We start from the raw sequence: 12,004 nt of genomic DNA, 5'->3' as shown, positions 1-12,004 counted from the left end.
TACTGAGCCGTGCCCGCCGGCTGCGCCAGCCGGACCCCCTGCCGCTGGCGGCCTAGTCGAGCGCTTTGCTCTGGTTGTAGCTGGTGGACCGTTCCTGGCCGCTGAGTTCCGCGATGGCATCCATGATCCGGTCAGTGACTTCGCGCCGGGCCGGCAGCGAATGGTCCGGGCCGGTCTTGTCGAAATACAGCGGCTCCCCCACCTTCATGGTGAAGTGCTGGGGCCGTACGCCCTTCTCGCCCGCACGCTGCAGGTTCTCCGTGCCGACCAGGCCCACCGGGATTACCGGCGCGCCGGTGGTCAGCGCAAGCCAGCCCACGCCGGTGCGTCCGCGGTAGAGGATGCCGTCCCGGGAGCGCGTGCCCTCAGGGTAGATGCCGATCCCGCGGCCGGACTCGAGGATGTCCAGGAGGGTCTTGAGCGCCTGGACACTCGCCGCCTGCTCGCCCCTCTCCACGGGAATGGAGCCCACGGACTCGAAAAAGGCCTTCATGACTTTGCCTTTGATCCCGCCGGTGGTGAAGTACTCGGCTTTGGCGAAGAACGCCACCGGACGGGGCATCAGCGCCTGGACGATAACACTGTCGAAGAAGGACAGGTGGTTGGGTGCCACGATGAAGGGCCCGTCCGTGGGGACGTTTTCAACGCCGACGACGGTGGGCCGGCAGGTGCCCGCGATCAGGCTCCGCGTGGTCCAGCGGACGGCTTCAAACATTTCCATCGTTGGTCACCTCGCTCATGGCGGCACTGTGGATGGCCTGCAGCCGGTCGATGACCTTCACCAGCTCTTCCGCCGTGTCCACGACGGCCACGGACCCGGCGTTCTCCAGTTCGCCGTCGGGAGCGAAACCCCAGGCAACACCGATGCAGTCGAGCCCGTTGGCAATGGCTCCCGAGACATCCTGGGCGCGGTCCCCCACCATGAGGGCGTGCCGGGTTTCCAGGTCCTCAAGGGCGGCGGCGATGATTTCCGTCTTTCCCAGTGGCACCCCTTCGACGGCCGTCTCGTCGTCGGCCGAGCCGCGGATGCTCAGGAACAGCCCGTCGATGCCGTGGTGCGCCAGGACCTTCCGGGCCAGGTTCTGCGGTTTCTGGGTGGCCACGGCCACCGGCGTCCCGGCGGCCGTGAAGGATTCCAGCACTTCGCGGATGCCCGGGTACAGCCGGCTCTGGGCGATGCCGGTAGCCACGTAGTGCTCACGGTAGCGGCGGATGACCTCGTCCAGGAGGTGGGCGGGCACTTGTGCCACATTGAGCAGGGAATCGCTGAGCTTGGGGCCGATCATGGCTTCGAGCAGCTCCTGGCCGGGAACGGGAAGCCCCACGGCTGTCAGGGCCGCCGCAATTCCTTCTGTTATTCCACCGGCCGGATCGACAAGAGTGCCGTCCAGGTCAAAGATCACGGGCACTGTTGTTGGAGTCACCGGGTTAGTTTCTCACGTCAGCAGCAGTGCCTGAAACTCGCATTCCTGCGGCGGAATATTTCTCTTGTCCTACCCCAGGATTTCGGCGAGGAAGCTGGCCGTGTGGCTTGTGGTGGACGTTGCAACCTGCTCCGGCGTGCCGGTGGCGACAATCTGTCCGCCGCCGGAGCCACCGTCCGGTCCCAGGTCCACGATCCAGTCGGCGCTCTTGATGACGTCCAGGTTGTGCTCGATGGTGATGACAGTGTTGCCTTTGTCCACCAGGCCCTGCAGGACCAGAAGCAGCTTGCGGATGTCTTCGAAGTGCAGGCCGGTGGTGGGCTCATCCAGCACATACACGCTCCGGCCGTTGGAGCGCTTTTGCAGCTCTGCCGCCAGCTTGACGCGCTGCGCCTCACCACCGGAGAGGGTGGTGGCCGGCTGGCCGAGCCTGACGTAGCCCAGGCCGACGTCCACCAGGGTGTTCAGGTGCCGCGCGATGGGTGAGAACGCGGCGAAGAACTCCGCCGCCTCCTCGATGGGCATATTAAGGACCTCGGCGATGGTCTTGCCCTTGTAGTGCACCTCCAGGGTTTCCCGGTTGTACCGTGCGCCATGGCAAACCTCGCAGGGGACGTAGACGTCCGGCAGGAAGTTCATCTCGATCTTCAGCGTGCCGTCGCCTGAGCAGGCCTCGCAGCGCCCGCCCTTGACGTTGAAGGAGAACCGGCCGGGAAGGTAGCCGCGAACCTTGGCTTCAGTGGTTTCGGCGAAGAGCTTGCGGATGTTGTCGAAGACGCCCGTGTAGGTGGCCGGGTTGGAGCGCGGCGTGCGCCCGATGGGGCTCTGGTCCACGTGGACCACCTTGTCCAGGTGCTCAAGGCCCTGGACGGTCTTGTGGCGCCCTGCCACCTGCTTGGCGCCGTTGAGCTTGTTGGCCAGCACCTTGTACAGGATCTCGTTCACCAGGGTGGACTTGCCGGAACCGCTCACCCCGGTCACCGCGGTAAAGAGGCCGAGCGGGAATGCGGCGTCAACGTTGTTGAGGTTGTTTTCGCGTGCACCCACCACCTTGAGCTCGCGCTTCTTGTCGTACTTGCGCCGCTTCTTGGGCATGTCGATGCTCTTGCGCCCGGACAGGTAGTCGCCGGTCAGGGATGCGGTGTTCTCCAGGAGCTCCTTGTACGAGCCGGAGTGCACTACCTGGCCGCCGTGCTCGCCGGCGCCGGGTCCGATGTCCACGATCCAGTCGGCGACGTGGATGGTGTCCTCGTCGTGCTCCACCACGATCAGGGTGTTGCCCATGTCGCGGAGCCGGGTGAGGGTATCGATGAGCCGCCGGTTGTCGCGCTGGTGCAGGCCGATGGACGGCTCGTCCAGGACATAGAGCACGCCCACCAGGCCGGAGCCGATCTGGGTGGCCAGCCGGATGCGCTGCGCCTCGCCGCCGGACAGCGTGGCGGACGGGCGTTCGAGGTTCAGGTACTCCAGCCCGACGTCCAGGAGGAACGTCAGGCGCGCCTGGATTTCCTTGAGGACCTGGTGCGCGATCTGGGCTTCACGGCCGGTGAGGACGAGGTTCTCCAGGAACGCGGCGCAGTCACGCATGGGAAGGGCCGCCACTTCGGCAATGGACTTGCCGTTGATGAGCACGGACAAGGACGCAGGATTGAGGCGCGCGCCGTTGCAGGCAGGGCAGGGGATCTGCCGCATGTACTCCTCATACCGGTCGCGTGCCCAGTCGGAGTCGGTTTCGCCGTGCTTGCGGTGCACATACTGGATGGCGCCTTCGAACCCGGTGCTGTACTTGCGTTCCCGTCCGAAGCGGTTCCGGTACTGCACCACCACCTTGTGGTCCTTGCCGTGCAGGACAGTCTGGCGGACGTCCTTGCCCAGCTTCTCCCAGGGGGTGTCCATCGAGAATCCGAGTTCCTTTGCCAGGCCCTCGAGGAGCCGGTTCCAGTACTCGGTGGTGGCAGTTCCCATCGACCAGGGGGCGATGGCGCCCTCGGACAGGGAGAGCTCCGGGTTCGGGACGATGAGTTCCTCGTCCACTTCCAGCTTGGTGCCGATGCCGCTGCAGGCTGCGCAGGCGCCGAAGGGGTTATTGAAGGAGAAGGATCGGGGTTCGATCTCGTCGATGGCGAGGGGATGCTCATTGGGGCAGGCGAGGTTCTCGGAGAACGCCCGGATGCGTGCGGGGTCATCCGCCTCGAGGTCCACGAACTCAGCCAGGACGCGGCCCTCAGCCAGCCCGAGGGCGGTTTCGATGGAGTCCGTGAGCCGCTGGCTGATGCCTTCCTTGACCACCAGCCGGTCCACCACCACCTCGATAGTGTGCTTGAACTGCTTGCCCAGCTTGGGCGGATCGCTCAGCTGGACGAGGTCGCCGTCCACCCGTGCCCGGGAGTAGCCCTTGGCGCTTAGCTCCTTGAAGAGGTCCACGAACTCGCCCTTCCGCCCGCGCACCACCGGGGCGAGGACCTGGAAGCGGGTGCCTTCGTCGAGCTCGAGCAGCTGGTCGACGATCTGCTGCGGCGTCTGCTTGGCAACGGGCTTGCCGCAGACGGGGCAGTGCGGCCGGCCCACGCGCGCCCAGAGCAGGCGCATGTAGTCGTAGATCTCGGTGATGGTGCCCACCGTGGAGCGCGGGTTCTTGCTGGTGGACTTCTGGTCGATGGAAACTGCCGGCGACAGGCCTTCAATGAAATCGACATCCGGCTTGTCCACCTGCCCGAGGAACTGGCGGGCGTAGGCGGACAGTGATTCGACATAGCGGCGCTGGCCCTCGGCGAAGATCGTGTCGAACGCCAGTGAGGATTTGCCCGAGCCTGACAGACCGGTGAAGACGATCATCGCGTCGCGCGGCAGGTCCAGGTCAACATTCCGGAGATTGTGTTCGCGGGCGCCCTTCACCACGAGCCGGGACAGGTCATGGCGCTGCACAATGCCAGTGGAGGGCTCGGTGACGGAAGTGGGTTCGATGGCGGTTTCTTCAGCTAAGGCTTTAGGCACCCAATAATGCTAATCGAAAACTTCTTCGAAACCGTCACCGCCCAGGGCCCGGCCCTCAGCGGTCGTCGTAGGCGGCCGCCAGCAGCTTCACGGCTTCGGCAAACGTTGCCCCCTGCGACTTAGCGGCTTCGGCGTAGGCCGCCGCCGCCGCGGAGAGCCCGCTGAGACGTTCGTCACGTGCACTGACCACCGTCCCGTTCCGGCCACGGGTGGCCACGATGCCCGCCGCCTCCAGCTCCTTATAGGCCCGGGCCACTGTGTGCGGCGCCACGTCAAGGCTGTCAGCCAGGGAGCGGACAGCGGGAAGCCGGGTGCCGGGCGGAAGCGCACCGCTGTCAGCCAGGTGGATGATGCGGAGCCTCAGCTGCTCGTACAGCGCCACCGTGCTGGCGGTGTTGGGCTTCCAGGCCCCGGGGAAGTCGGGGACGGCCTTCACCGGCCCGCCTCGAGGACGCCGGCATTGCCGGCGCGGGCAGCGAACTGGGCGTAGTAGAGCCGGGCGTAGAAGCTTTTGGCCGCCAGGAGGTTTTGGTGGTTGCCCTGTTCGACGATGCGTCCGTGGTCCATGACCAAGATTAGATCAGCGTTGCGTACCGTGGACAAACGGTGGGCAATCACGAAACTGGTCCGGCCGCGCCTCAGCCGCTGGGTGGCCTGCCGGATCAGCAGTTCGGTCCTGGAGTCCACGGAGCTCGTTGCCTCGTCCAGGATCAGGACGGCGCGGCCAGCCAGCTGCGCCCGGGCAATGGTGACGAGCTGGCGCTGGCCCCGGCTGAGGGGTTCACCCCCGTCTTCCAGCACGGTGTCGTATCCGTCCGGCAGTGCCCGGACAAAACGGTCAACGTGGCTGGCCTCTGCGGCGGCCAGGATGCCGGCCTCGGTGGCGTCCGGCAAACCGTAGGCAATGTTCTCGCGGATGCTGCCCGCAAACAGCCAGGCGTCCTGGAGCACCACGCCGAACTGTGCACGCAGCCGGTCCCGGGGCACGGCGGAGGTATCGGTTCCGCCGATGGTGATCCGGCCCGAGGTCGGCTCATAGAACCGCATCAGCAGGTTTATCACGGTGGTTTTTCCTGCACCGGTGTGTCCCACGATGGCCACCGTCTGCCCGGGCTCCACCCTGAACGAAAGGTTGCGGACGGCCGGGGACGAGCCCGGGTAGCCGAACGTCACGTCGTCGAACACGATTGCTCCGCCGGCCGCAGGCTGCCCGTCCGCGGCATCAGGGTCGGCAGCTTCCTCTTCCGCGTCCAGCAGGGCGAAAACGCGGGCGGCGGACGCGGCGCAGGACTGCATGACATTGAGCAGGCCGCCGATCTGTCCCACCGGCTGGGTGAAGAGCCGGCTGAACTGGATAAAAGCCTGGATCCCGCCGATGGTCATGGCTCCCGCTATGACCTGGAGGGCCCCGATGACGGCCACCGCAACATAGTTCAGGTTGGCCATCAGCACCATGAGGGGCTGGACGACACCGGCTGAAAACTGGGCTTTCGTGGATGCACGGGCCAGCCGCGAGTTGCCGGCCGCAAAAACGCCGGCCGCCCGGGACTGGTATCCGAAGGCTTTGATGACTTCGTGGCCCGTGATGAATTCCTCTGCATGCGCATTGAGCTCACCGGTTTCCATCCATTGCCGCGCGTAATGCACCTGCGACCTGCGCGCCACGAAAAAGGTGATGCAGGTGGACAGCGGAACGGTGGCGAGTGCGATGGCCGCCAGCAGCGGCGAGATCCACAGCATCATGGCGAGCGACCCGGACAGCATCAGGACGGACATGATCAGCTGTGTCAGGAGCTGGTTCAACGCCTGGGAGATGTTGTCAATATCGTTGGTGGCCCTGCTCAGGACGTCGCCGCGGGAGCTGTCGCGGTAGTAGGAGGCGGGCAGCCGGTGCAGTTTGTCCTCCACGGCAGCCCTCATGTTGTACATCAGTCCCTGGACGGAACGCGCCGTCAGTGCGCCCTGGATCCAGTTGAACAGCGATGCGAGGACGTACATCACCGCCACTGCCGCAAGCAGCAGGACGAGTCGTTCCTGGTCCGTGCTGCCGCCGTAGACGCCATCAACCACCACGTCCGTGGCATCGCCCAGGTACTTGGGGGCGGCCACGTTCAGGCCGGCGAAGGCACAGGTGGCTGCGACGGCTCCGAGCATCAGCCGCAGGAACGGCCGCAGCAGCCCGAGGAGCCGCCACGATGTGGCGCGGAAAGCCGGGTCTGCCGCCGTAGCGCCGGCCGGGGCCGTCACTGCGGGCCGTCCAGGGCCAGCTGTGATTCCGCGATTTCCCGGTAGGTGGACGACGTCTCCAGCAACTCCCGGTGCGTACCCTGCGCAACCACGTGGCCGCCGTCGAGCACCAGGATCAATTCGGCGTCCTCGACAGTGGAGACGCGTTCGGCCACAACAAGGATGGTGGCGGCCGCAAGTTCGGAATCCAGCACCTGCCGCAGCCGCGTGTCCGTGTGGTAGTCAAGTGCAGAGAAGCTGTCGTCGAAGAGGTACAGGGATGACTTGCGTAGCAGTGCACGGGCTATGCAGAGCCGTTGGCGCTGTCCCCCGGACAGTTTGGTTCCGCCCTGCCCCACCGGCGTCTCAAGGCCCAGGGGCAATCCGCTCATGAAGCGCATGGTCTGCGCCTTTTCAAGGGCATCCCACAGTTCCATGTCCGAGGCTCCGGGGGCCGCCATCCGCAGGTTGTCGGCGATGGTTCCGGAAAACAGGTGCGAATGCTGGGGCACCACGGACATGGAGCCGCGCAGCACATCCAGGGGCAGGTCCTTAATGTTGACGCCGTCGAGTGTTATGGCGCCTTCGGTGGTGTCGAGGAAACGCGGGACCAGGTTCAGCAGGGTGGACTTTCCGCTGCCCGTGGATCCCACGATGGCCGTGGTGGTGCCGGGCAGCGCGGCGAAGCTGACGCCGGCAAGGACAGGCGCCTCGGCCCCCGGATAGGAGAAGCCGACACCCGTGAACTCAATGGTGCCGCCCTGCGGGACGGACCCGCTGGGTCCGTCCCGGGGCTGGGCCGGCAGCATGGGTGCCGCGGGCTCCCCGGGATCCGCCACCGAGGGCTCGGTGTCCAGGACAGCGCCGATCCGTTCCGCGCACACGGCTGCCCGCGGTGCCGTCATCAGGACGTACATGGACATCATGATGGCCAGCAGGATCTGCATGATGTAGGCAATGAACGCCGTGAGCGCACCGATGTTCATCTGTCCGGCCTGGATGCGCTGGCCGCCGAACCACACGATTGCCACCGAGGACAGGTTCACCACCAGCATGATCATCGGCAGCATGGCGGCCACGAGCAAGGCTGACTGGAGGTTGTTGGCGGTGAGGCTGCCGTTGGCGCGGGCGAAGCGGTCCCTCTCATGCTCCTGGCGCACAAATGCCCGGATGGTGACCACGCCGATGATCTGCTCCCGCAGGATGCCCCCGGAATTGTCCAGCAGGTCCTGCCCCTCGCGGTAGAGCGGGATGAGGCGCCGCACAATGGCGGACATGATCAGCACGAGCAGCGGCACGATGACGATGATGACTGCGGACAGCCCCACGTCCTGCTGGAGGGCAAGGATGACTCCGCCCAGGCCCATGGCGGGCCCGGCGATGAGCATGGTGAGCACCAGGAGCGCGAAGGCCTGGATTTGCTGGGTGTCGTTCGTCACCCGGGTGGTGAGGCTCTGGGTTCCAAACCGGGCCACCTCGCGCGAGGACAGGGACTGGATCTTCAGGAAGATCTCCGCCCGGAGCTGCTGGCCGAGCTTCATGGCGATGGCTGCGCCGAAGTAGCCTGCCCCAATGGCCGCAGCCGCCTGCACCATGGCGATTCCCGCCATGAGGAGGCCCAGTCGGTGGATGGACAAGGTGTTGCCTGCCACGATGCCGTCATCGATGATGGCCGCGTTGATGGTGGGGAGCAGAAGGTTGGCGGCGGCCTGCACCAGTTGCAGGAGCACGACGGCGGCAACGGGAGCTTTGTGCGCCATAAGCAGCCGCCCCATGAGTCGGATCAGCAACGCACCTCCAGAAGGTCGGGAAGCCTGCGGGGCGGCGGCAACCGTTCCCCACCAGCCACATCGCTCATTGTAAGGCAGATCACTTACTAATTTTGTCAAGCGTGTGACAGTGCGGTAGAGGTTGTCCAGCGAATGGATTTCGTTACTTCTTGCGCCCCACAGCGAAGATCCGGCGGAATGGGAAGACGGTGCCGTGCCGTCCCGGCGGATAGGCGGTGCGGAGTGCCGCTGCGTATTCTGCTTCGAACTCCCTGCCGTCGTCGGGTGAGAGAACGGCCAGTACGGGGCGCAGGGCCGCGCCACGCACCCACTCAAGGACCGGGTCCGGGCCCGGCAGGACCTGCTGGTACGTGGTTTCCCAAGCATCTGCGGTGCAACCGGCGTCGAGCAGGATAGTGAGGTAGTCCGCCGGCTCACCTACCGATTCCCCGCCGCGAAGCACGCCGTCGAGTTTCGGTGCCCAACGGGCTGACGCTGCGAGTTCCCGCATCAACGTGTGGGAGGGCGCCCCGAAGTTCCCCGGCACCTGCATGGCGAACCAGCCCCCGGGACGCAGGGCGGCCAGCCAATCCCGGATGAGGTCCTGGTGCCCGGGCACCCATTGAAGGGCGGCGTTACTGACCACCACATCCGTTTCCGCTGGCGGCATCCAGCCGGCAATGTCGGCCTGTTCGAACCGCAGGAGCGGATGCCGCGCGGCCACAGTCCCCGCCTTGTCCAGCATCTCCGCCGACGAGTCCACGCCCACCACCTCGGCTTCCGGCCACCGCCCGGCCAGCGTGGCGGTGAGGTTCCCCGGTCCGCAGCCCAGATCCACAACGCGTCCCGGCCGGTCAGCAGTGATCCTGCCGGTGAGGTCGAAAAACGGCCGGTTCCGGTAATCACCGAACTGGACGTATTTGGCCGGATTCCATTTCATAAGCTTCCCCGTTGCCTGGTCGTGTCACAGATACCGCGAAGCCTAGCCGGTACGCGGCGGATTTCCGGGAGCACCCTGGCACTAAGCTGGAAACCAATGAAACTCGTTGACCAGCTGACCGATCTGCCCCGGAACTCCTCCGCCGCCGTCGATCCCGATGACCTTTACACCCGCTTTGTCGAATGGACGGAAAGCCGCGGCCTGGCGCTGTATCCGGCGCAGGACGAGGCTGTCATGGAACTGGCCACTGGTGCCAACGTCATCCTCGCCACCCCCACCGGGTCCGGAAAATCACTGGTTGCCATCGCCGCGCACTTCCAGGCCATGGCCCAAGGCCGGCGCAGCTACTACACGGCGCCCATCAAGGCCCTGGTGTCAGAGAAGTTCTTTGCCCTCTGCGACATCTTCGGCGCCGAGAACGTCGGGATGATCACCGGCGATTCCGGGGTCAACCAGGACGCACCCATCATCTGCTGCACCGCCGAGATCCTGGCGAACACGGCACTGCGGGAGGGTGCGGCAGCCGAACTCGGCGCCGTCATCATGGACGAGTTCCACTTCTACTCGGATCCGCAGCGCGGCTGGGCCTGGCAGGTGCCGCTGCTGGAACTTCCGCAGGCCCAGTTCCTGCTCATGTCCGCCACCCTGGGCGACGTCACCAGGTTCGAGAAAGGCCTAACCGACCTCACCGGCCGCCCCACCACCACGGTGAGTTCCGCCGAACGCCCCATCCCGCTGCACTTCTACTATCACGAGATCCCGGTGCACGAGACGCTGGAAGAGCTGCTCACCACTAAACAGGTCCCCGTCTATGTGGTGCACTTCAGCCAGATCGAGGCAATCGACCGGGCCCAGACGCTCATGAGCATCAACGTCTGCACCCGTGAGGAGAAGGACAGGATCGCGGAGCTGATCGCGAACTTCCGCTTCGCCGCCGGCTTCGGCAAGACCCTCAACCGGCTGGTCCGGCACGGCATCGGCGTGCACCACGCGGGCATGCTGCCCAAGTACCGCCGCCTGGTGGAACAGCTCGCGCAGGCCGGCCTGCTCAAGGTCATCTGCGGCACCGACACCCTGGGCGTGGGGATCAACGTCCCCATCCGCACCGTCCTGCTCACCGCTTTGAGCAAGTACGACGGCGTCCGCACCCGGCTGCTCAACTCACGCGAGTTCCACCAGATCGCGGGCCGTGCCGGCCGCGCGGGCTACGACACTGCCGGAACCGTGGTGGTCCAGGCCCCCGAGCATGTGACGGAGAACGTCAAGGCGATGGCGAAAGCCGTGGCAAAGTTCGGCGACGACCAGAAGAAGCTGCGCCAGGTGGTCAAGAAGAAACCCCCCGAAGGCTTCGTGTCCTGGGGCGAGCCCACCTATAAGCGCCTGGTCGAGTCCGTACCGGACCCGCTCACGTCCAGTTTCACCGTCACCCACGCCATGCTCATGAACCTCATGGAGCGGCCCGGCGATCCCTTCGCTGCGGCACGGCGGCTCCTGACCGAAAACCATGAGCCCCGCTCCTCGCAGCTGCAGCTGATGAAGAAGGCACTGGGCATCTACCGCGAGCTGCTGGCGGCGGAGGTGGTGGAGCGGATCCCGGCGGACCAGCAGGAAGCTGACGGACGCACCGTCCGCCTGACCGTCCACCTGCAGCCGAACTTCGCACTCAACCAGCCGCTCTCCCCCTTCGCACTTGCTGCGCTGGAGCTCCTTGACCCGGAGTCGCCGTCGTACGCCCTGGACGTGGTGTCCGTGATCGAGGCGACGCTGGAAAAGCCCCGCCAGATCCTCTCCGCGCAGCAGAAGAAGGCGCGGGGCGAAGCCGTGGCGGCCATGAAGGCGGACGGCATCGACTACGACCAGCGGATGGCGATGCTGGAGGAGGTCACCTACCCGCAGCCGCTCGCGGACATCCTTGGGGAGGCCTTCGAGGTCTACCGGAAGGCGGCCCCCTGGGTGGGCGACTTCGAACTGGCGCCCAAGTCCGTGGTGCGGGACATGTACGAACGCGCCATGAACTTCGGCGAGTTCGTGCAGTTCTACGGGCTGGCCCGCTCGGAAGGCATCGTGCTGCGATATCTGGCGGACGCCTTCAAGGCCCTGCGGCAAACGGTTCCGCAGGACATGCTGCGGGAGGACCTTGAAGACCTCACCGCGTGGCTCGGCGAAATGGTGCGCCAGGTGGACTCCAGCCTCCTGGATGAATGGGAAGAACTCGCGTCCGGGGCCATGCCCACCCCGCACGACGCGCCGCCGCCTCCCCCGCCGTCGCTCACCTCGAACATCCGGGCCTTCCGCGTGATGGTCCGCAACGAGATGTTCCGCCGCGTTGAACTGTTCGCTGACGAGGACGCGGCGGCCCTTGGTGAACTGGACGCCGGCTCGGGCTGGGACCGGGACCGGTGGGAAGACGTACTGGACGACTACTTCGACGAGCACGACGACATTGGGACCGGTCCGGATGCCCGCGGCCCGGGGCTGCTCATCATCACCGAGGAAGCCGGGCTGTGGAAGGTGCGGCAGATCTTCGACGATCCTGCCCGGAACCACGACTGGGGCATCTCGGCCGAGGTGGACCTGGCAGCGTCGGACGAAACCGGAACCGCCGTGGTGCGGGTAACGGACGTCAACCGGCTCTGACGCAGGGCTAACCT

General features: G+C 65.9%; 8 protein-coding genes. 1 reads left to right on the top strand and 7 read right to left on the bottom strand.

Going from position 1 to position 12,004, the window contains the following annotated elements; all coding sequences use genetic code 11:
- Positions 1-52: 52 nt before the first annotated feature.
- The 7 genes from AC5RU7_RS11080 to AC5RU7_RS11050 all read right to left on the bottom strand — a co-directional run bounded on the left by AC5RU7_RS11080 (position 53) and on the right by AC5RU7_RS11050 (position 9,353).
- On the bottom strand, positions 53-721 hold the full coding sequence (locus AC5RU7_RS11080; protein WP_494009069.1) for a lysophospholipid acyltransferase family protein: 669 nt from the start codon (positions 719-721) through the stop codon (positions 53-55).
- A complete protein-coding gene (locus tag AC5RU7_RS11075) occupies positions 708-1,424 on the bottom strand; it encodes an HAD hydrolase-like protein (RefSeq protein ID WP_494009068.1) in 717 nt (238 codons plus the stop codon). The genes AC5RU7_RS11080 and AC5RU7_RS11075 overlap by 14 nt, the downstream gene beginning before the upstream one ends.
- Positions 1,425-1,493: 69 nt before the next feature.
- On the bottom strand, positions 1,494-4,418 hold the full coding sequence (gene uvrA, locus AC5RU7_RS11070) for an excinuclease ABC subunit UvrA (RefSeq protein ID WP_494052266.1): 2,925 nt from the start codon (positions 4,416-4,418) through the stop codon (positions 1,494-1,496).
- Between the two features lie 55 nt (positions 4,419-4,473).
- Positions 4,474-4,854, bottom strand: a complete 381-nt coding sequence (locus AC5RU7_RS11065; protein ID WP_494052265.1) for a GntR family transcriptional regulator — start codon at positions 4,852-4,854, stop codon at positions 4,474-4,476.
- Positions 4,851-6,572, bottom strand: coding sequence for an ABC transporter ATP-binding protein (locus AC5RU7_RS11060; protein ID WP_494052355.1), 1,722 nt, complete (start codon positions 6,570-6,572; stop codon positions 4,851-4,853). Before AC5RU7_RS11060 ends, AC5RU7_RS11065 begins: the two co-directional genes overlap by 4 nt.
- Positions 6,573-6,661: 89 nt before the next feature.
- Entirely contained in the window at positions 6,662-8,419 is a 1,758-nt protein-coding gene (locus tag AC5RU7_RS11055) for an ABC transporter ATP-binding protein (RefSeq protein WP_494052354.1), read from the bottom strand.
- 157 nt (positions 8,420-8,576) lie between these two features.
- Positions 8,577-9,353 (bottom strand): trans-aconitate 2-methyltransferase, encoded by a 777-nt coding sequence (locus AC5RU7_RS11050; RefSeq protein ID WP_494052264.1) that lies wholly within the window; start codon positions 9,351-9,353, stop codon positions 8,577-8,579.
- 96 nt (positions 9,354-9,449) lie between these two features.
- On the opposite strand from AC5RU7_RS11050, the gene AC5RU7_RS11045 reads away from it, so the two are divergent.
- Positions 9,450-11,990, top strand: a complete 2,541-nt coding sequence (locus AC5RU7_RS11045) for a DEAD/DEAH box helicase (RefSeq protein ID WP_494052263.1) — start codon at positions 9,450-9,452, stop codon at positions 11,988-11,990.
- Positions 11,991-12,004: the final 14 nt, after the last annotated feature.

This window comes from Arthrobacter sp. K410C (genome assembly GCF_059090105.1).
This window is presented reverse-complemented; position numbering and strand designations above follow the sequence as displayed.

What these genes read in the sequence shown, in the direction of transcription:
- AC5RU7_RS11055 (WP_494052354.1), bottom strand. Translation starts at nt 8,419, where the DNA reads ATGGGGCGGCTGCTTATGGCGCACAAAGCTCCCGTTGCCGCCGTCGTG.
- AC5RU7_RS11050 (WP_494052264.1), bottom strand. Translation starts at nt 9,353, where the DNA reads ATGAAATGGAATCCGGCCAAATACGTCCAGTTCGGTGATTACCGGAAC.
- AC5RU7_RS11060 (WP_494052355.1), bottom strand. Translation starts at nt 6,572, where the DNA reads ATGCTCGGAGCCGTCGCAGCCACCTGTGCCTTCGCCGGCCTGAACGTG.
- AC5RU7_RS11045 (WP_494052263.1), top strand. Translation starts at nt 9,450, where the DNA reads ATGAAACTCGTTGACCAGCTGACCGATCTGCCCCGGAACTCCTCCGCC.
- AC5RU7_RS11080 (WP_494009069.1), bottom strand. Translation starts at nt 721, where the DNA reads ATGGAAATGTTTGAAGCCGTCCGCTGGACCACGCGGAGCCTGATCGCG.